Below are 19,417 nucleotides of genomic sequence, written 5' to 3'. Positions count from 1 at the left end.
AAAACTTTACGCGAAACACTATGGGCGAAAGGCTTGGCGTATTCCAATAAGTAAGTGATAAAAACACAGAAGGGGATAGTTTATTCCCCTTCTTCTCCTTAGAAACATAATCAAAACTGCTTGTTAGGTGGAGATTCGTTACGTAAGATAAGTTTATACATACCGGATTCTGAAGCTTGGACATCTATGATAATGAAGTATTCTTGAGAGGCGTCTTCAGTGTTTTCAGGAGAGATGATCACAACGCTATCTTGAGGTTTTGGTGGTAAGCCTCCAATATCATTGATGCAAAGATCAAGTTCCTTTCTTGGAATTGTTGTGGGGATTCTGCCACCAGCGTCCGATTCTGAATGCTTAATTCCGTAAATCGCTGTGATACGAAAAGATTGCTGGTTGTCCTTTCGCGTATAGATGATGGGCTGACCAAAAGTGTTGCGCACATCTTTAACCATTTGGTTTAGCAGCCCATGCCATCGCATGTTATTTTGCTCCAATCACTGCTTTAAACAGCATTTCAGGACGTGTGCAGATGTAAAGCGGATAGCTGTAGACCTCCGGTTTTATCCATGCATTACGGTCGTGGTCGACGATTAGCATCGTGTAGAGAGGTTTTCCAACCGTGTTGGCAAAATCCAAGCTTTCACCAGGAGCAAAGGTTTTTTGGAATACACCAGGTGCATCAACAGGAAAGAATTGACATTCATTAGGTTTAATTCCTATGGCGCGCTTTGTTCCAGCCTTCGCACTCACATTATAGTTGTGAATACTTCGGTAATTAATGAAAGTGATACCAGCAAAGTCAAAACTACCAAAGCTCCCCGAGCCACGAGCACTTGGTGTTGCAACACCTCCTGCGCTATTGAGTGTCTGTGCTAAGGCTGTATTTAAATAGGTCTCACGAATTGTTTTATGGTTTTTCAACTTGGAAAAGAATTCATTTCCACAAAGACCAATAATCCGTGAACGATCAGAAAATGCTCCTTTTGAAGCCTCAATCATCCTCATAATGACTTGGTCAACATTGTCAGCAACATTGGTGGTTTCATTATTCAGTTTAAAGTCAATGGGCTTTGGTGGTGTAATTTCCCATTCTTTGTACCAATCGACAATTACCGAGCCATCAGCATCAAGGACAACACCTTGAACAGCGCCGAGTTGCATATTCTCCCATGTCAATTCGATTTCAGAAATCAGTTTCTTTTGTTTTCTGGCAATATATTTCATTGCTGTTTCTAACTGATCTTCTGTGCCAAATTCACGCCGGTTTTGGATTTCTTCTGATTTCACTGTATCACTTTTGGCAATCCTTGTTGTTTTGAAAAACCGGAGATTACGACCATCTCTATCACCTTCTTCTAAAGGTGCCCCGCGTTCACTGGTTTGAATAAGCGAAAATGTATTATCACGCCGTTCAATCCCAACCACTGTGGTGCTTGTTTCAACTTCCTCAAAAAGATTAAGAGAGCTCACAAGACCAGGTTGAAACTCATAGTTTTCGATGGCTTTCATCATTGTGATGCTTGAGAAAGCATCATGTTTAAAAAAATTCATATCCATGTGTGCATTCTCCTATCGCAATAGAATGTTGTTTTTGTCTTCTAAAGACTGAATGGCTTCTTTCTTTTGCTCATCTGTGATGGCATCTGGCCATAGAAGTTCAGAAGCTTTTACAGTGCATAAGCGTGCTGTAATCACGGCGCGTTGATCTGCGTCTGTTGCGTCAATAGTGGCAAAAGAAATCCCTGCCGGTGTTTGACTGCCATCTGATGCTGCTGGATTAAGGGGGATATATTTTTCTGATGCGGTTATCTGTCCCATGACAGTTCCCGCTTCAATAAATGCTCCTGATGCAAATATTACTTCTTCGTTTGACATGTCAGGGTCGTATGGACCAAGATAAGCGCCATTGCGTACGTCTTCATAAATAATATTCATTTCACGGCCCTCCAAGCTGCTTCCCATTTTGCATGAATCTTTGCCTTGCTCTCTCCATCAGCATGAGGAACATAAGGCGATACCTTTAAAGACGCGCTTTGAGAGGTAGCAGCCGTCAACACACACTGGCGTGCTTTCTCAATGCTCATACCTTTTTGAATAGCTTTTGCGGCATCAAAAGAAACGCCTAGGTGCTTTGCTTGCCTTTCAAGTGTCGTTAGTATTTGCGCGCGTTTTCTTTCTTTTTCAAGCACGGCTTTCATATCTTTGCGCTTGTCCTCATTGTCTTCATCCTCATCTTCGTTTTCTTCGTCGTCAAAGACTTCAGCGTTTTTGTCGATGTCGCTATTGTCTTCGTCTTCTTCCTCGTCGTTGATGATGTCGACGATCTTTTCATCATCATCTTCTTCAGCGCGGTATTGTGTGCGTGCCATGTATTTTGTCCTTCTTTTGTTGTTGATGTTGGGTTTTGTGATATGGAATCCGTTAAGGCTTCCAAAGCTTGCGCAAGGGTCCCTTGTGCATCTGCTAATCCAAGCGTGAGAGCTTGGGTGCCTATAAAAGTTTCTGCTTTTGTATCGCGAATTGCATCAGCACTTAAGCGTCTGTTTTGCACCACCAAATCGACAAACATCTCATAGAGCAGGGCGCAATCTGCTTGCATTTTTATTTGTGCTGTATCGGCTAAGGGTTCGTGAGGATTGCCATGAACCTTGTGATCACCTTCAAAGACAAAGGTCCATTTAAGCCCATGTTTCTCATCTGCCCGGGATTGGTCAAGATGGGCACAAACGACACCAATTGAGCCCACAACCCCTGTGCGAGCAACCCATATTTGAGAGGCAGAGCAAGCAATGGCATAAGCCGCTGAACAGGCAAACTCATTGGCATGTGCCCAAATTGGCTTGTCGTATTGTTTTGAGAGTGTTTGAAACTCTTCAACCAAATCAAACACACCGCCAGCTTCTCCCCCACCGCTGTCAATATCAAGTAAAACAGCGCGAACATCAGGTTGTGCCATAGCTTCACGAAAAGAAGCGCTTAAACCTTCATAAGAGGTTAATCCTGAGAGAGAACCAAGCCATGCACTGCGGCGCACAAGCGTGCCATGAACTGGTAGGATGGCAACATTGTTTCGCACTACATAAGTTTCAGGGGGTCTGAAAGCCGCCGTATTCCCTTTTTCAAATGCCCCGATTGGAAACTTTTCTCCCTCAAAAAGACGCGGTGCAAGAGCATTGAGAATAACATCAAGCTTTGTCGAGGCAAGCATATGAGGAACACCAAAAAGCCGTGATACTAAAAACGGCATGTCGAGATTATTAGCCATTTGTATGTGCCTCATTGCCTTGGTTGCTTTCATAAGTGTCAGAAGGTTCTGAATCTGCGGTATCAATCACTTGATTGCTACCAGAAGGCGCTGCCATATCCGTGTCAAAAGATAAGCCGCGCGCACGAGCGTCTGTGTGCTCTTCCTCAAGTTCGGCATGAATGCTGTCGATATCAAAGCCGCGCTCGGCAAGTGCTATGCGTCGTGTTTTCAAGCCTGCGCGAATTTCTTCTTTTTCCGCTGAGATATCCTTGTTTGGATCGATCATTTCAAGGGGCGGTGCAAAGCTTTCACATTGAAGCCATGGCAAGGGATTTTCTTCCCACTCTGGCAAATTGACGCATTCAGCAAGTACTGCCATTTCCACAAAGCGCTCCCAAACAATGCGATTAAACTGAAAGGCAATGATATGTTCGCGCCATTGTTTGACGTGACGTCTAAACTGAATGATGGAAGTGCGCACATTGGAAAAATTCCCCCGCGTAACATCCCCTGTCACAACGGCATAAGGCATATTAAGTGCTGCACAAATTTTCAAGATATTGCGAAATTGAAAGGCTTCATAAGAACCTCCAACCTCAACAGGATTTGAGAATGTAACCTCTTTATTCTCTCCTAAATAAAGAGATGCACCGGGCGCAATGACAGGTGCTTCGTATTCTTCTTCAACGTTGTTTTTATCACGATTATCGGATAATTTTTCGACGTTTGGTGAATTGTCCTTGACAAACGCCGCGAAAAGAGCAGCTGTCCTTTTTCGGTCAAGCTCTGCATCATCATAGGACTCGAGTTGAAAGATCTTTGTCATACAGCGTGTTATTTTAGGAGAACCGCGCAATTGTCCGGCAATACGGCGCTCTTTGATATGAATGACCATTTCAGCAGGCACGGATATGCGTACGCGCTCTTGGCTCTTAAATGCTGTATTTTCAGGGCAATCATCATAGGGATGATGTTCCCAAAAATGATAAGCAACACGTTTACCACTGGCATTGAATTCAATTCCCATGCGGATGTAATTGCCTTTAATTTCAGCCGGTCCATTGTAAGTTAAATCCAGCATTTCGGTTGGATAAACTTGCAATTGAAGCGGCACACCAGAGCGTCCATAAAGGTCGACATAGTGTAGTCTTACAAAGCATTCGCCGGTTAAAAAGACTTCTCGTGCAATCGTTGCTTGCAGACCATAAAAATTAGCATCTTCATCATAATCTGCCTCATCAGCCCATTGCCACCATAAATCTAAAAGCTTTTTCTTTTCTTCTTGAAAGCCTTCAATACGAGGATATGGCTTAATTCCATCGCTAACAGCCGCGGATACCCATTCTTCTGTTGCAGAACCATAAAGAGATTCATTGTCATAAAGCCATCTTGAACGGGCAACAATGGTTTCACCGCATTCTTCAATCGCTTTATTGATGTGTTTTTTTGCAGGATCAAAACCACCCATGCGACGGCTTTTGCTTGCTGCTTCAAAATGAGGACTGTGTTGACGAGAAATTGTAAAAAATCCCGTAATTTTATTCAAAAAGCCAGCCATTAATAGCCTCGTGATATATTAAAATAGAAAACGCGTGAATGCTTGCGTCCTTCAAGGGCGGCTATTTGTGTGTTCAGCATCTCAAGCGCTCTGCGAAGTTCCTCAACAGAACGGTTGCTTACTTGCTTATCGCCATGGCGTACTGATTGTGCACCTGAATAAAGAGCCTCTTCAATTTGCTCGCGCCGTTTTTTTAAACTTTCAAGTCTCTCAATTTTTCTGTTAAATTGTCCTAAAGTTTCATCCACAAATTACCTCCAATCCCCTCGCATATAAGGATTTATTATTGTTCTGGATTGCTTCTTTTGAGGCTGTGCTGTCTGAGCTCTTCTTGGAGCAGGAGAGGGTGGACGTTCTGATATTGGCTGCTCTAAAGAGCCTTCAATTTTAAGTTTTTCCAAACGCTCTTCTAAGATATCGACTTCTCGATTAAGGTTTATTCCTGCCGAAATCAGACCTTGTAAAGCCGCATAAGCATAGACCCTACAATCCAAAGCCTCGTTTCTTGCCTTTTCGCTTTTTTGCCATTCAATGCGCTTAAAGCCTTTAAAATATTTGATGACTTTTCTTTCAGCGGTCAGCTGGTCAAAATATTCTCGATCAAGGTTTTTGTGAAAATGCGTTGCACCAGCACCCGATGCTTCAGGACCGGATTTTTTAAACCGTGCCGTGATAATATCTTTTGCTGCATCAACACCAACAATATAGAGATTAATCTGTCCTTTGTTGTTTCTACTTGGACGGCGCGGCCATACTGCACGCCATCCCGCTTGTCCCTTAATCCCCCAGATACGTCGTCCCTCACGGGGGCGCACATAGTTGTAAACAGCCTGTGTGTTTCCACCACCGGTATCAATACAAGCAGCCGTTATCCTGATACCATCTTTGTAACCTGGATGTGGCCAGCGTCTTGTAAGATATTCATCCAGCTGGTCCCATACTTCAAAAGAAGAGGGATCTCCAGGAATGACGTGATAATCAATATGCCAGCTTTCTTCGCCGCGTCCCCATCCCACCACTTCAAGTTCCAAGCGGTCATTTTGCACATCAATGCCCGCTGTCAACACGACGGCTTGTTCTGGTGCCAAAGGATAATCTTCGCGTTTTGCATAGAGGCTATCAGTATCGATGACCTCTCCCGTTCTATCTTCCCAAGGTTCTCCAAGCACTGTATTAATAAAAACCTGCAAAAGAGCAGGGTCTTCTTTGGCTCTTAAAAATTCGCGCGCACAATCGCCCCAAGTCAGCCATGGCGAATAAAGCGCTGAAATATGGTAAGAACGCAGACGAGGCTTACTTGACTCCTGTGTTGCGATCCAGCAAGCACCGTTTTCTTCTGCCATTAAGGTCGCCTTGCGATGTTCGGCATGTTCATGACCACAATGCGCACAAACAAAAACAGCTTTGTCGGGGGCGCCTTTTGGCCACTTGATTTGTGACCAAATAATCGGCTGTAGCGTACCACACACATCACAAGGGACGTTGTAATATCTTTGATCACCAAGCACGAAATCTTTGGCAATACGGCTTGTGTCACGGTGGGTTGGTGTGGACAATTTAAAAATTTTACGTTGAATAAAAGCAGAGGTTCGCTTTTCAGCAATTGTTACAGGATCGCCTTCGTTATCCACATTCAATGGATAAGCATCGACTTCATCCAAAACCAAATAGCGAATAGGAGAAGAACGCAATCCAGCAGCACTATTCGCTCCGGTAATCATCAATGTTCCCCCATAAAATTCCTTTGAAAACATTGTATTTCCACTGTCTCGTGTACGAGCAGGGGCAATGCGTTCACTTAAAGCAGGGCTAGCTGAAATCATCGGATCAAGACGAGACTTTGACAGTTTCTTAGCGGTCTCAACTGTCGGCATCACATACAGTGCCGGTCCTGGACTATGATGAATGGCATAACCACAAAAGTTCAACGCTGCTTCCGACATTCCAACCTGAGCCCCCTTCATCACAACCGTTGTTTCAGTCGGATCATAAACAGAAAGATTATCCATGATTTCGCGCAAATAAGGGGTGCGTATAGTTCTCCATAATCCAGGCTCTGCACTCGTAACTGTGCTTAAATAACGATTTTTATCAGCCCACTTAGAAACAGTATAAGGCGGGTCAGGATGGCGTCCTTCATTCGCATAGCAAAAAAAGAGCCCAGCACCAGAGGATGAGGGCGAAGCATTACTTATCATGTTCTGGATTCTCTTCTAAAATATTGGGATCGTGAAAAGAGACAGGAACGACATTTTCCATTAAAGCTTTGCGCATATGATGATCGATAGCTCCAATAAGGCTAGCAGCATCACATCCGACTTGCGCCGCAATTTCAGCACCAAAGCGATAGGCAAAATTGAGCATTGTATCTCGATGCGCTCTTCCAAAGTTCCATGCTTCTTTTCTTACTTCTTCACGATCAACAGTTGTTTCGCGTAACTTTTCCAGAGCAATCTTTTCTTTTGCTAACGCAACCTGCATTCGCTCCAATTTGATCTCAAATTCATTGGCTGCTTTCACGGAATCCTGTTTAATTCGTGTAGATTTCTGATGAGCTTTCTTGGTAGGATTTTGGTTCCAGATGGCTGTTGCAAGAGCTTCATTGACAGAACCATCTTCAAAAAGAGCAGCATCAAATTTGCCTGTTTTAATCCGAGAAACAACCGCATTAGGAGAGACACGCATCTTTTTAGCAAAGGCTCGAACTGATAGACCTTTTCGAGATTTCTTATTCATTGAGCAGTCGCTCCATTTTGAAGTGGGTATACGAATTATTGTACACTTTAATTATTGATGCGATTGTATTTTTCGTGTACATAAAATATATGAAGATAGTGTGGGATGAACCAAAAAGAGCTGTAAACATTGTTAAACATAAGCTTGATTTTGTTGATGTTATTTACTTTGATTGGGAGCATGCTCTTATTGATGCAACCCATTCAAACCGCATGAAGGCTATTGGACGTTTTGCTGATGGCACAACAGTTGTTGTTTTTGCAAAGCTTGGCAATGAAGCGATATCTATTATCAGTTTTCGTCAAGCGAATAAAAAAGAAAGAGAGGTTTTCAATGACTATCAAAAAAACCTTTGAAACAGGATGTGGCTATACAAAAGAAGATTGGGACGCTGTGGATTCTCCACCACTAACAGATGAAGAACTTGCGCGCCTTAAACCAGCTAAAGATGTTTTACCATCCTCTTTTTTTAAGTCTGTAACAGAAGAACGCTGTAAACGTGGGCGTCCACCCGTTGAATCTCCAAAACAAGCGGTTACTCTACGTCTTGACCCAAGCGTTATTGCCTCTTTTAAAAAACAAGGAAAAGACTGGCGAACACGTATGGGTGAAGTCTTAAAAAAAGCAAGTGGTTGTTAAATCAACTACCTCCGTTCTTTTTTGCAAACGCACGAACCGATAGACCTTTTCGAGATTTCTTATTCATAATTTCTCCTAGCTTTACTTCTCTGCTATAAGAAGTAAGAGTTTACGGTGTTACGAATGATTGACAATCGGGTATAATCGGGTATATATTCCGGTATGCAGACAGATACACTCCAAATTACACAAGAATTATTGGCTCTCATTACTGAGATTGATGAGTTCAAAGGCGCATGGCGCGCTCTTGGTACTCTTGCACCTGAGCGATTGAACGCCCTTCGCCATATTGCTACTGTTGAAAGTATTGGATCTTCTACACGCATTGAAGGGAGTAAGTTAACAGACCGCGAAATCGAACAGCTTTTGGTAAACTTAGAAATTAAACGTTTCAAGAGTCGTGATGAACAAGAAGTTATAGGTTATGCCAAGGTTATGGAAACAATCTTTCAATCTTGGAGTGATATTTCTATTACTGAAAATCATATTAAACAACTTCATCGTGATCTTTTGTATAATAGTGAGAAAGATCAACGACATCGAGGTGAATATAAGACTTTACGCAATGATGTAGCAGCATTTAATTCTCAAGGGAAAATGGTTGGCATTGTTTTTGAAACAGCTACACCATTTGATACACCATACCGAATGCAAGAGCTTATTACTTGGTTCAATAAAACCAATGAATTAAAGGATCTTCATCCTTTACTTACGGTTGGTATTTTTAATGTCACATTTTTAGCTATTCATCCTTTTCAAGATGGGAATGGGCGTTTAAGTCGCATCTTAACCACCCTTCTTTTATTACAAAAAGGTTATGTTTATGTACCATATTCATCACTTGAAAGCATTATTGAGAATAATAAAGAAAGCTATTACTTAGCTTTGAATCAAACTCAAAAAACAATTTATACTAAAACACCCAATTGGGAACCTTGGATACTCTTTTTTTTACGTGCTCTACAAAAACAAAAACGCCAATTAGAAATAAAAATAGAGAGTGAAAAAAATGCTCTTTTTTCCTTATCTGAATTGGCTCTTAATATTCTTGATTATGTGCGTAGTCACGGACGTGTTACAACACGTGATATGGTGCGTGAGGTTGGTGCAAGCCCTAATACGCTTAAAGTAACTTTTACATCATTAGTTGAAAAAGGTCTTTTGATACGTCATGGTGGTGGACGGTCAACTTGGTATAGCGCACCTTAATTTTATTGCCTTCTTAACCATCTCCCCGCTTTTGAAACGAGGAGATAAAATTATGTTGTAGGTCTAAGCTACTTTTACAATCGGGTTTTGCAAAGTAGGAGCATAGGCTCGCAACAAAGAATCCATGCTATGCGGTAGTTCTGAATCTCCAAAATCTGTTAGAACTGTCAAGATTTTAAGTATATTTGGTACTTCATCTTGAAGTTTTACAATCAAAACCTTTTCTACCAGACTCATGATGTCAACCAAAGCAGTACATTCTTTGTCGTTAATATTTTCATCATTAGAAAACCGAAACAACGCTATCCATAAATCGCATAAGAAGTTTGTATCTACTTTCATTGTACACCTCCATGGATTTGTTCTCTCAAACAAGCTAATCCTTTTGGTGTAATTTTTGTTGAAGGAAGCACCTTATCTGTTCCATCCGGTCTTTGAATGGTGATAGCAGGGCAATCCATAAAACCTTTCTTTATCTTATCCTGATAAGGTAACAAAGGACCACTTGGAGCCCGCCGATACACCCAATCATTCTTACGGAGGTAATTAGTCAAATCTTTTGGCCGTACTTCTAACATCTTTGCAGCTTCTATCAAACCGAACAAACCATCAGAACGTTTTAAGCCTTCCAAAGCTTCTGCTTTCGGTTTGAGTGTACTCACCTCATTTCTTAAGTCTTCTAATTGATTGATACTCTCTAAAAGGAGTTGCTTAATCGTAAGAGGATTTTCCAAAGCATTGGCAAGATCTACTTGTGGTGCGGCTACTTGTTTTAACCGTTTTTCACATTCGATAAAATATAAACGCGCTTCTCTACCTTTCTTATTATTTTCAAGCATCGAAAGTTCTTTAGCTACACTTAAGGTGAGATGATAATCTTTAGAGGGACGACCACCTTGGAGGTTTTCGCCAAAATTGGCGAAAACTATATAATCCTGATTTTCTATAAAGCTGTATTTGTTAATACGATCTTTAATCCAATTGGAAAAATCCCGTTTTACCTCTAAGAATGCGTGCAATTCGCGTGCATTAACAGTTTGAACAGTCTCTTGTCCAATTGCTTGTTCTGATATTTTAATGAGAGTCATTGTGAACTCCTTGTAGTTAGACGTTTGTTAATAGCACTCCAAAGAGTGCCGGGCGCTAACAAACACGGCTACAAGTCCGTCGCTATGCTTTTCCCAAAAGGGTATTTTATGGCATAGCCACACCCGACAAACATTATTATACGCATGTAGCATATAATGAGTCAAAGTCTTAAATGTATAGAAGACTGATTATTTCGGTAACCAATCCGCTTGTAGTTTTTAAGGTGTTTGTTAGGCACCTGATTCGATTATTCATATTGTCGCTACATTGTCAAGTGGCAATGTAATGTTTTTATAAAAGTAATTAGTTAACTCCTTTGGCCGTATTTCAAGTATCTTCGCAGCTTCTATCAAACCGAACAAACCATCAGAACGTTTTAAGCCTTCCAAAGCTTCTGCTTTCGGTTTGAGTGTACTCACCTCATTTCTTAAGTCTTCTAATTGATTGATACTCTCTAAAAGGAGTTGCTTAATCGTAAGAGGATTTTCCAAAGCATTGGCAAGATCTACTTGTGGTGCGGCTACTTGTTTTAACCGTTTTTCACATTCAATAAAGTATAAACGAGCCTCTCTACCTTTCTTATTATTCTCAACCATAGAAAGTTCTTTGGCTACGCTTAACGTCAGGTGATAGTCTTTACGATTGTGACCACCCCTGCCTTTGCTCGCCAGATTTGGCGAGCAAACAAAATCCTGATTTTCTAATAAATTATATTTTTTGATACGGTCAGTAATCCAATTGGAAAAATCTTTGCCTATTTCCAAAAACGCATGCAATTCTCGTGCATTTACCGTCTGAACGGTATCACCATCAATCATAGTTTTATGTATGTCGATTAAATATTGTGCCATGAATTTGGCTCCTATGTGCTTAAAGGTTTCTTAGTAGACACCTAAAAAGGTGCCGGGTGCTAAGAAACACGGCACATAGCCCGTCGTTACGCTTTTCCCGCAAGGGTATTATATGGCATAACCACACCCGACAAGATCATTATATGCTTGCAGCACACAACGAGTCAAAGCTTTTAATTGGCGGTGAAGAGACTGTTTCGGCAATCTATCCGCTATGTGTTTAAGGTGTTTCTTAGGCACCTGATTCGATTATTCATATTGTCGCTATATTGTCAAGTGGCAATGTAATGTTTTTATAAAAGTAATTAGTTAACTCCTTTGGCCGTACTTCAAGCATCTTTGCAGCTTCTATCAAACCGAACAAACCATCAGAACGTTTTAAGCCTTCAAGCGCTTCTGCTTTCGGCTTGAGTGTGCTTACCTCATTTCTTAAGTCTTCTAATTGATTGATACTCTCTAAAAGGAGTTGCTTAATCGTAAGAGGATTTTCCAAAGCATTGGCAAGATCTACTTGTGGTGCGGCTACTTGTTTTAACCGTTTTTCACATTCAATAAAATATAAACGAGCTTCTCTACCTTTCTTATTATTTTCAAGCATCGAAAGTTCTTTAGCTACACTTAAGGTGAGATGATAATCTTTAGAGGGACGACCACCTTGGAGGTTTTCCCCAAAGTTGGTGAAAACTAAATAATCCTGATTTTCTAATAAATTATATTTGTTGATGCGATATTTAATCCAAGTAGAGAAATCTTTACCTATTTCCAAAAACGCATGTAATTCACGTGCGTTGACTGTTTGAACGATATCACCATTAATCGTGGTTTGATGTATATCAATTAAATACTGTGCCATAATTTGGCTCCTATGTGCTTAAAGGTTTGTTAATCACACTCTAAAAGAGTGCCGGGTGCTAACAAACACGGCACATAGCCCGTCGTTACGCCTTTCCCATAAGGGTATTTTATAGCGCAACCACACCCGACAAGGCATTTATATGCTATGCGCATATAATGAGTCAAAGCTTTTAATTGGCGGTGAAGAGACTGTTTCGGCAATCTATCCGCTATGTGTTTAAGGTGTTTGTTAGGCACCTGATTCGATTATTCATATTGTCGCTACATTGTCAAGTGGCAATCTAATGTTTTTATAAAAGTAATCCGTTAATTCCTTTGGCCGCACCTCTAACATCTTTGCAGCTTCTATCAAACCGAACAAACCATCAGAACGTTTTAAGCCTTCAAGCGCTTCTGCTTTTGGTGCTAATTCAGCAATCACATGATCTTTTTGCTCTATTTGGCTTTGTAAGTGATTCAAGAATCCGATCATTGCTTCTGGGCTTGAATAATCGATCTGTGGTGTTGCTACTTGCTTTGCAATCTTTTCACATTCGATGAAGTATTCTCTAGCTTGGTGCCCTTTGTCATTACGCTCTATCATCGAAAGGTGTTTAGCCATGTCTAATGTAATGTGGTATTCTTTTACTTTTCCACCGTTTTCTAAATTTTTAGAAAGCGTTATAAAGTCTATACTTTCCAGAAACTTACATTCTTTAATGCGATTTTTAATCCAGTCTGCAAACTTTGATGTAATTTCCAAAAATGCGTGTAATTCACGCGCGTTAACTGTCTGAACAGTTTCCTGATCAATTGTTTGTTCCGTAATTTTAATAAGAGTGTTCATATGAACTCCTTGGTAATAGAGGTTTTCTATTGACACTCCACAAAGAGTGCCGGGTGCTAGAAAACACGGTACCAAGTCCGTCGTTATGCCTTTCCCAAAAGGGTGTTTTATAGCATAACCACACCCGACAAGACCTTTATATGCCACCACATATAATGAGTCAAAATCTTTAATGTTTAGAAGACTAGTTATTTCGGCAACTAATCCGCTTGGTATTATAAGGTGTTTTCTAGGCACCTGATTCGATTATTCATATTGTCGCTACATTGTCAAGCAGTAAAAACTATGTTTGTGAAAAAATAGTTTCTACCTGTCAGCTCATTTTTTTACTATAGCCGAGAGGAAAATAATATCTAAGGTATTTGCACGGATAGCAGCATCCGTAAATTGATATTGACGTTATTTTAGATTAATGCCGTTCACCGGTTTTGATTTAACGTAACTGCCCAAAAAAACTACTTCTACTGGCTTATCCAGAATGTAAGCTATTTTAACCAAATCAAAAAGGGTAGAAGTATTTTTTCTTTAATTTTCATAATAGTTTTTTCCTTAAAAGTTTAAATTAATAGAATTTAATATCATCCTTACCTAAAGGATAAAGATTTCTGGGATCTCTAATATGGAAGCAGATTGGCTTTTTCCGGTAAGTTCCTACTGCTGATTGCTTATGTAGTTCACTTCATAGGCTCTATGGGCTTTAACAGGCAGCAAGTTCTACATTCAATGGTTATAGCATTTGTTTTTATATTCACATTCTAGAGAACGAAGCTTTACAACATGAAGGATAAGATTATCCTCTTACTATAAGTATATACATTTATAATCTGATCTTAATCGATATAAGTAATTAATATTGCAAGTATAGCGTAATGAGATTTCCAAAACCAATCCGTTCCAAATTGCTGTGGTGACTTCTCAGGAGAACAGGATGATTTTAATTCGCACCGAGCATATCTAACCCATGGCTGCTCTCCCCAAGCCGGATGTCCATCAGGGAAAGCAGCTAGCTGCGGTTGAGCTCCTCCTGCTGTAAAATGCATATATAACTGCTCGTTATAATCTGGATTTGGAATAAATTCACCAACAGTTCCCTCTCTTACACTTTCCCATCCAATAATTTGATCCCAGTGAATCAGACCCAATGCAGCTATTTCTTCTTCCTCATAGTATAGAGAGTAATTCCCTAACGATGCATTAACATCAACGAAATTAGGAGTAGCTCTAATATGATAAACATAACCATTATGATTAAGACGATCATTTACCCAATCAATTGCAATTCCTCGATTGATTGTTGTAGATACATAGCCAGAATTATCGTTTGCCATTCCTGACGTATTTCCAAGCATATGATTCCATAAACTTATATTTGCTGGAGGTTGATTAGGCCGTGTTTCATCCATCCCTCGCGATAGGAAACCACCAGCACGTTTTATTTCTTCAGGAGATCGCGTAGTCGCTCGATAGACGTTATGGATAGGATTATCCGCAAAGACCGGTTGTGACAACATAATAATTATTACAGAAACAAATAATTTAAACATTTTTTCTAATTTCATTACTAAAATTAATAATTAACACCTTTCCCATCCTTAAGATGAGGTGGTTCATTTCATAGATTGTACAGTGTGTATATTAGTGCACATTAAATTCGTTATTTATCAATGAGTTAAGTGTACAATGTACAGTCAATTTGAAAATTCTGTCGCTAGCGATAGCTCGCGCTGTTCCGCCCCGCAACAGACCTAACCCGCTAGAAAGTACCTTTTGCATTGATTTTATTGTATTTTTTCTGAAAAAAACCGAAGTACAAGCGATAATTTTCTTTAAAAATTACAATTAAAGTGAGTAGTGTGTTGATATAGCTTAAGAACATTATTTAGCTTTCTTATTGGCGGCATATTCTTGACAAGCAATTTGATACTGTATGTTTTTGATTAGTCTTTCTTTGGCTTTTTTTACAATGGCACTTGCAATTTCTGGCTTGGACATCACCGCAGCAATTGAGGGGCCCTCTTGTTTTGCAATGGGAAATTTATCTCCATCCACTCTTTGAAATACATTACCTTTCAGCTTTTTTAATTCAACACGCTTTGGAAAACTCCCACCCTTGATAAAACCATGAGGCAAGATTTCTTTTTTTCCAAACATTGTGTAAGTCACACCGTGTTTTGTTTCTTTTGCTTGGAAAAATTTAAGAGGTATCGGTGTTCCAGAACCAATGATATCTGTCTCGAGAAGCTTTGCTGTAGCCTTTTCTTTAATATAAACACCTTTTTTGACACGCTTTGATTGGGCAGATGTAATGTCGGCAATTTGTTTTTCAGCAAAGCGTTCGACTTGTTTTGCAGAGGTATTTACAGCATTACGCAAAGCCCAATTAAGGCGTGGTGCTTGAAGATTGGTAAAAGTATCTTTTACTTGTTGAAGATACCATTTTTGATGGATGATTAATTTCAACTTTTAAGCTTTTGGGCAGGAGATGTTGATGATTTGGAAGCTTTAGGTGTTTTGGTCAGTTGAAGTGAAGTTTCTTCTACATCTGGTTCAGATGGTGTCTGTATAACTTCTTTTTCTATTGGCTTAGTCTGTTCAATTACCTTTTCAGGTTTTATTGTTGTCTTGACTCCAACAAAAGGTTTTGCGGCATTTGCTCGTTTAAGTCGAGCATAGACATGATTGGAAACTTCAACAAATGGATTATTGGGTGTTGATGGTTCAAAGCGAACAGTGCTTTTATTGTCGCCAACAACACACATTGGCTTAGTGATGACAGCTTTCATTTTCGCTCCTTTTGAGGCAATTAATTAATGACATAATGATGTCAAATATTAATTTTTATTCTTTGAAAAATAGATTAGCCAGAATTACCCAGAAAACAGGGGCTTCTAGCCATATTAAAAGCTTGATATTTTACTGAATTTTGGGGGATATTTTTGAATTTTAGACGCAATTCAACTAGTGCCGTGACGTCATTAAATACGACTTTTTATGTCATGTCAACAAAAAAATCATGTTCTTGTGTTTTTTTTATTTTTTGATCAAAATTTAGTATTTTAAAAGCCGCTCTTTAATTTTCTATAAATAATAACATATTTGTTGTGTTTAAACATTTTAGATGTTATATTATATTTATGAACAGTCATGAATTAAAAAGATATCTTACAAAACATGGTTGCAGTTTTACTTCAGGGAAAGGCGGTCATTTGCTTGTAAAGCGTGGTTCTAAAAAATCCGTTTTACCTATGCATGGTGCGCGGAAAGAATTAGGAACAGGATTAGTTCAAAAGATTCTTAAAGATCTTGATTTGAAGTAGGTCTGAATATGGAGATGTAAATGAAATATGCACTTAAATTTATCAAAGATGATAATGATACTCTTCTTGTCCTTTGCAAAGACTTTCAGGAATTTATTACCTATGGTAACGACGAAAAAGAAGCTTTAGAAAATGCTAAAAACGCACTTTTAACAGTCATTATGGGACGTTTCCGAGATCGTGAAGTCGTTCCTTTTGGAGCTCATGATACTGCTTATCCTTTTGTTGAAGTATCTTTATTGGCCACTTTAAAAATTGCAATACATAACGCTATGATTGAAAAAGACTTACGCAAAGCTGATCTCATACGTCTTTTACAACTTCACCCAATACAAATTGACAGATTGTTGGATTTAAACCACGCAACAAAATTAGATGCTTTAGAAACCGCTCTCATTGTTCTTGGAAAAGAGATCACTATTAATGTTCAAAATGCTGCTTGAAATTTAGTGGTTTTGTGTAAAATGTTTACAAAGTGCATTCAGAGCAATATACAGCGAACCGATAAGATGTGGTAGTGATTGATCTTCTATCACAAGATATTGTAGCGCAGCGTAAAGGTTATGCTGTCTATAAAGGCGTTGTACTTCTTTTATCGCCTCTTTCGTCTTTTCATAACAATCAGTTGCTCTTTCGACCCACTGTTTTTGTGCCGCCTCATCTGATGCAGGAGTAAAGTCATCATAAACAGCATTAGGCAATCCTTTTGCACAGAGGTAATTGTTTCTCACTTCAAGATATTTTTGCGCAGCATCATATTGATCTTGATTGATTTCATCTTGCAAATAAAGCCGACCTACGTAAGTACTTGAAATCGGATTTTTTGCTTGTTCTATGGTTAAGCCAAAGCGTTTGGCACGCATTTCAATTGCCAATTTACCCATGGATTTTTTTCTTAAGATACGTCCATTTGGTTCTCTTAGACATCTCTTAAGTCGTGGACGTCCACGTTTTGCACGTTTTTTTCTCTTTGTCATATTTTATCAATCAAAATGGCATGCTATCACTAAGAGCTGTACTATAATCAGCAGCTCTTGAAGCGGCGGCATAACTTTGGGAAGTGACAGATGAAGGGGTAGGGGGTGCCGATTGATCTTTTTTTGCATCAAGTAAAGACAACTCACCTCTATATTGAGGCAGAACAATTTCTATTGTGGAATGATCTTGTCCATTTTTATCTTGCCATTTGCGTGTCTGAAGCTGTCCTTCAAGATAAACTTTACTTCCTTTCCTGAGATATTGAAGAGCGATTTTTGCTAGCTGAGGATTAAAAATCACCACAGAATGCCACTCGGTTTTTTTTATTTTCTGATTGGTCTTTTTATCTGTATAGCTCTGAGAGGTTGCCAACCGAAAATTCACAATCTCTGAACCAGAAGGCATCATTTTTCCTTCGGGATCAGCACCAAGATGCCCGATTAATGTCACTTTATTTAGCATGTTTGTATCCTTTTAAAAGGAAAATAAGCAATGGATTGAATCTAATTTTTATGCATTAAAATACTCTTTTTACCTATATTTATTATAGCATGTTTCTCTCTTGCTCTTCAATAGAAAAACATTATAAATAACTGAAAATAATAATTTATTTGTCTTTTTATTCGTTTCTTTTTGTTGTGTTGTTGATCATTTTATTTTTGTTTATCGATCTTCAAAAAAATATCCTCTATAGAAATGCTGTATCAGACTTTTTTGTTCGACTTATTATTGACTATCGAACCTTTTTGTGCGATATTTGTTTTATAAAGATAATGGGGAGGATGAGTTGAAACGAGAAGCACTGCTTAGGGAATTGCGTAAAGAAGCCAGAAAAAGAGGTGTTCATTACAATGAAGTTCCTGATGCAGGTAAAGGATCACATTATTTGATAACTTTTGGAGACAAAACAACTGTTATAAAATCTGGTGAATTAACTCCACTTTACGTGAAAATAATAAAAAAACAGTTGGGAGTGTAAATAACCATTTCAAAGACTTTCAATTCTTTGTTGTAAACGGATTTTGATAATGGCAAGGAGATTAAATATGGAATATACCTATCAAGCAAAGCTGAAATCTGATCCAGATGGTGGTTTTGTAGTAACTTTTCCGGATATACCGGAAGCAATTACAGCTGGAGAAAATCGAGTTGAAGCATTAGAAAATGCTACCGAAGCTTTAGGACTAGCATTGCGTAGTTATCTTATGCGCGGACTACCTTTACCAACATCACAACAGCACGAAGATCTTATCGCAGTAACAGTAGATGCATGGAACGCTCTCAAACTAGCAGTCATAGAAGCTTTTAATGGAGCAGGTATTACAAAAACAGAATTGGCTAATCGTCTTGGCAAAAAGGAAACAGAAGCACGTCGCATTCTTGATCCAAACCATCCAACTAAACTTCAAACATTAGAGCAAGCGCTAGCTGTACTTGGCAAACGAGTAGTTATCACAATAAAAGATGCGGCTTAAAATCTCTCAGCACTGTCCAATTTCTTTTGAAATTCTTTTCTTTTTTTAGATTTCTTAAATTCTTGATGAAGAGCTTTCTCTATCTCTTGATCCATTTTTTTCAACATGGGTTCATCATCTTGATCGTCCATCACCATCTTTACAGAATGTTTTTTGATGTTTTTGTTCACCTCCTCTATGAGAGGCTCGATATTCAAAATATTCCGTGGCACATTGCCACCATAGATCCACGCTTTTACCTGCGCTTTGGTACTGAAATCAGCATTTTCTGGTATGGTGTAATACTGCCCACCATCAAACTTTTCACACTCTCTCGTGCCATCTTCATATTCGTAGAGATTGTAAAAATATTCTGCCGCTCCATCCCCCCATGGCACATGACCAATTGCCGTTGCCACAAATTTCTTCTGCATCGGCTGTTGACGGTTTGTTAAGAACAACTGTTTTAAATTTAAAATCTGCATCTTTTTTCCTATTTTTGCGTCATGCTCTGTTTGACTCAAATTTGAGCACACAGCGCTTTTTATGTTGCCAATGTGGAATTCATCAAAAAACTATCAAATCTCTTTCTACGGTACGTTTCTGTCGATCTAAACACATATACAATCACAAAACGATCACCACTTTTCACTATTTT

Annotated in this window: 27 protein-coding genes and 1 pseudogene; 8 read left to right on the top strand and 20 right to left on the bottom strand. The window is 39.2% G+C overall.

The features are described 5' to 3' along the window. Positions 1–110: 110 nt before the first annotated feature. Genes M4Z11_RS06175 through M4Z11_RS06135 form a run of 9 tightly spaced genes read right to left on the bottom strand, consistent with a single transcriptional unit; the run spans position 111 to position 7,541 of the window. The gene (locus M4Z11_RS06175) at positions 111–479 is read right to left on the bottom strand and encodes a head-tail joining protein (protein WP_249677609.1); all 369 of its coding nucleotides are present in this window, start codon (positions 477–479) and stop codon (positions 111–113) included. Between the two features lies 1 nt (position 480). After that, positions 481–1,557: a major capsid protein gene (locus M4Z11_RS06170; RefSeq protein WP_249677607.1), complete on the bottom strand. Its 1,077-nt coding sequence runs from the start codon at positions 1,555–1,557 to the stop codon at positions 481–483. A 12-nt stretch (positions 1,558–1,569) separates the two neighbouring features. Beyond that, positions 1,570–1,935, bottom strand: a complete 366-nt coding sequence (locus tag M4Z11_RS06165; RefSeq protein WP_249677605.1) for a head decoration protein — start codon at positions 1,933–1,935, stop codon at positions 1,570–1,572. Next, positions 1,932–2,198: a hypothetical protein gene (locus M4Z11_RS06160; protein ID WP_249677604.1), complete on the bottom strand. Its 267-nt coding sequence runs from the start codon at positions 2,196–2,198 to the stop codon at positions 1,932–1,934. The genes M4Z11_RS06165 and M4Z11_RS06160 overlap by 4 nt, the downstream gene beginning before the upstream one ends. Next, a complete protein-coding gene (locus M4Z11_RS06155) occupies positions 2,195–3,265 on the bottom strand; it encodes a S49 family peptidase (RefSeq protein ID WP_249677602.1) in 1,071 nt (356 codons plus the stop codon). Before M4Z11_RS06155 ends, M4Z11_RS06160 begins: the two co-directional genes overlap by 4 nt. Further along, positions 3,258–4,805, bottom strand: a complete 1,548-nt coding sequence (locus tag M4Z11_RS06150; RefSeq protein ID WP_249677600.1) for a phage portal protein — start codon at positions 4,803–4,805, stop codon at positions 3,258–3,260. Before M4Z11_RS06150 ends, M4Z11_RS06155 begins: the two co-directional genes overlap by 8 nt. Next, a complete protein-coding gene (locus M4Z11_RS06145; protein ID WP_249677599.1) occupies positions 4,805–5,053 on the bottom strand; it encodes a phage head-tail joining protein in 249 nt (82 codons plus the stop codon). The genes M4Z11_RS06150 and M4Z11_RS06145 overlap by 1 nt, the downstream gene beginning before the upstream one ends. Before the next feature lie 3 nt (positions 5,054–5,056). Then, positions 5,057–7,003 (bottom strand): phage terminase large subunit family protein, encoded by a 1,947-nt coding sequence (locus tag M4Z11_RS06140; protein ID WP_249677597.1) that lies wholly within the window; start codon positions 7,001–7,003, stop codon positions 5,057–5,059. After that, positions 6,993–7,541 (bottom strand): hypothetical protein, encoded by a 549-nt coding sequence (locus M4Z11_RS06135; protein ID WP_249677595.1) that lies wholly within the window; start codon positions 7,539–7,541, stop codon positions 6,993–6,995. The genes M4Z11_RS06140 and M4Z11_RS06135 overlap by 11 nt, the downstream gene beginning before the upstream one ends. Before the next feature lie 89 nt (positions 7,542–7,630). Between M4Z11_RS06135 and M4Z11_RS06130 the strand changes: the two genes are divergently transcribed. From M4Z11_RS06130 to M4Z11_RS06120, 3 genes are all read left to right on the top strand, one after another. After that, complete coding sequence (locus M4Z11_RS06130; RefSeq protein ID WP_249677594.1) at positions 7,631–7,897, top strand: BrnT family toxin; 267 nt, start codon at positions 7,631–7,633, stop codon at positions 7,895–7,897. Next, on the top strand, positions 7,875–8,180 hold the full coding sequence (locus M4Z11_RS06125; RefSeq protein ID WP_249677592.1) for a BrnA antitoxin family protein: 306 nt from the start codon (positions 7,875–7,877) through the stop codon (positions 8,178–8,180). The genes M4Z11_RS06130 and M4Z11_RS06125 overlap by 23 nt, the downstream gene beginning before the upstream one ends. A gap of 162 nt (positions 8,181–8,342) precedes the next feature. Continuing rightward, positions 8,343–9,389: a Fic family protein gene (locus M4Z11_RS06120; RefSeq protein ID WP_249677590.1), complete on the top strand. Its 1,047-nt coding sequence runs from the start codon at positions 8,343–8,345 to the stop codon at positions 9,387–9,389. Positions 9,390–9,452: 63 nt separating this feature from the next. Here M4Z11_RS06120 and M4Z11_RS06115 read toward each other — a convergent pair whose 3' ends face one another. From M4Z11_RS06115 to M4Z11_RS06105, 3 genes are all read right to left on the bottom strand, one after another. Next, a complete protein-coding gene (locus tag M4Z11_RS06115; RefSeq protein WP_249677588.1) occupies positions 9,453–9,731 on the bottom strand; it encodes a hypothetical protein in 279 nt (92 codons plus the stop codon). Continuing rightward, positions 9,728–10,477, bottom strand: a complete 750-nt coding sequence (locus M4Z11_RS06110; protein ID WP_249677587.1) for an antA/AntB antirepressor family protein — start codon at positions 10,475–10,477, stop codon at positions 9,728–9,730. Before M4Z11_RS06110 ends, M4Z11_RS06115 begins: the two co-directional genes overlap by 4 nt. Before the next feature lie 252 nt (positions 10,478–10,729). Next, entirely contained in the window at positions 10,730–11,329 is a 600-nt protein-coding gene (locus tag M4Z11_RS06105) for an antA/AntB antirepressor family protein (protein WP_409337889.1), read from the bottom strand. A 56-nt stretch (positions 11,330–11,385) separates the two neighbouring features. On the opposite strand from M4Z11_RS06105, the gene M4Z11_RS06100 reads away from it, so the two are divergent. Continuing rightward, on the top strand, positions 11,386–11,553 hold the full coding sequence (locus M4Z11_RS06100; protein WP_249677585.1) for a hypothetical protein: 168 nt from the start codon (positions 11,386–11,388) through the stop codon (positions 11,551–11,553). Between the two features lie 29 nt (positions 11,554–11,582). On the opposite strand, the gene M4Z11_RS06095 is transcribed toward M4Z11_RS06100, so the two are convergent. From M4Z11_RS06095 to M4Z11_RS06075, 5 genes are all read right to left on the bottom strand, one after another. Continuing rightward, complete coding sequence (locus tag M4Z11_RS06095; RefSeq protein ID WP_409337888.1) at positions 11,583–12,182, bottom strand: antA/AntB antirepressor family protein; 600 nt, start codon at positions 12,180–12,182, stop codon at positions 11,583–11,585. A 252-nt stretch (positions 12,183–12,434) separates the two neighbouring features. Continuing rightward, the gene (locus tag M4Z11_RS06090) at positions 12,435–13,010 is read right to left on the bottom strand and encodes an antA/AntB antirepressor family protein (RefSeq protein ID WP_249677583.1); all 576 of its coding nucleotides are present in this window, start codon (positions 13,008–13,010) and stop codon (positions 12,435–12,437) included. Positions 13,011–13,840: 830 nt separating this feature from the next. After that, entirely contained in the window at positions 13,841–14,554 is a 714-nt protein-coding gene (locus M4Z11_RS06085) for an enterotoxin A family protein (RefSeq protein ID WP_249677581.1), read from the bottom strand. Positions 14,555–14,885: 331 nt separating this feature from the next. Further along, the gene (locus tag M4Z11_RS06080; RefSeq protein WP_249677579.1) at positions 14,886–15,470 is read right to left on the bottom strand and encodes a hypothetical protein; all 585 of its coding nucleotides are present in this window, start codon (positions 15,468–15,470) and stop codon (positions 14,886–14,888) included. Beyond that, entirely contained in the window at positions 15,467–15,793 is a 327-nt protein-coding gene (locus tag M4Z11_RS06075) for a hypothetical protein (protein ID WP_249677577.1), read from the bottom strand. The genes M4Z11_RS06080 and M4Z11_RS06075 overlap by 4 nt, the downstream gene beginning before the upstream one ends. 351 nt (positions 15,794–16,144) lie before the next feature. On the opposite strand from M4Z11_RS06075, the gene M4Z11_RS06070 reads away from it, so the two are divergent. Together M4Z11_RS06070 and M4Z11_RS06065 are read left to right on the top strand one after the other, a co-directional pair. After that, on the top strand, positions 16,145–16,327 hold the full coding sequence (locus tag M4Z11_RS06070; protein ID WP_249677575.1) for a type II toxin-antitoxin system HicA family toxin: 183 nt from the start codon (positions 16,145–16,147) through the stop codon (positions 16,325–16,327). Positions 16,328–16,347: 20 nt separating this feature from the next. Continuing rightward, on the top strand, positions 16,348–16,770 hold the full coding sequence (locus tag M4Z11_RS06065; protein ID WP_249677574.1) for a type II toxin-antitoxin system HicB family antitoxin: 423 nt from the start codon (positions 16,348–16,350) through the stop codon (positions 16,768–16,770). A gap of 3 nt (positions 16,771–16,773) precedes the next feature. Here the strand turns inward: M4Z11_RS06065 and M4Z11_RS06060 are convergent, their stop codons facing one another. After that, a complete protein-coding gene (locus tag M4Z11_RS06060; protein WP_249677573.1) occupies positions 16,774–17,304 on the bottom strand; it encodes a hypothetical protein in 531 nt (176 codons plus the stop codon). Between the two features lie 10 nt (positions 17,305–17,314). Further along, positions 17,315–17,767, bottom strand: a complete 453-nt coding sequence (ssb, locus tag M4Z11_RS06055; RefSeq protein ID WP_249677571.1) for a single-stranded DNA-binding protein — start codon at positions 17,765–17,767, stop codon at positions 17,315–17,317. A gap of 325 nt (positions 17,768–18,092) precedes the next feature. On the opposite strand from ssb, the gene M4Z11_RS06050 reads away from it, so the two are divergent. Both M4Z11_RS06050 and M4Z11_RS06045 read left to right on the top strand, forming a co-directional pair. Further along, a complete protein-coding gene (locus M4Z11_RS06050; protein WP_249677568.1) occupies positions 18,093–18,284 on the top strand; it encodes a hypothetical protein in 192 nt (63 codons plus the stop codon). A 67-nt stretch (positions 18,285–18,351) separates the two neighbouring features. Next, on the top strand, positions 18,352–18,780 hold the full coding sequence (locus tag M4Z11_RS06045; RefSeq protein ID WP_249677566.1) for a type II toxin-antitoxin system HicB family antitoxin: 429 nt from the start codon (positions 18,352–18,354) through the stop codon (positions 18,778–18,780). Positions 18,781–18,923: 143 nt separating this feature from the next. On the opposite strand, the pseudogene M4Z11_RS06040 reads toward M4Z11_RS06045, so the two are convergent. Then, positions 18,924–19,244 (bottom strand): annotated as a pseudogene (locus tag M4Z11_RS06040) (hypothetical protein); the annotation flags it as partial. Positions 19,245–19,417 lie beyond the last annotated feature (173 nt).

Origin of the sequence: Bartonella bilalgolemi (genome assembly GCF_023500045.1) — a bacterium.
GTDB classification, from domain to species: domain Bacteria; phylum Pseudomonadota; class Alphaproteobacteria; order Rhizobiales; family Rhizobiaceae; genus Bartonella; species Bartonella bilalgolemii.
The sequence above is the reverse complement of the archived record's forward strand: the minus strand, read 5'-3'. Positions and strand labels throughout refer to the sequence as shown.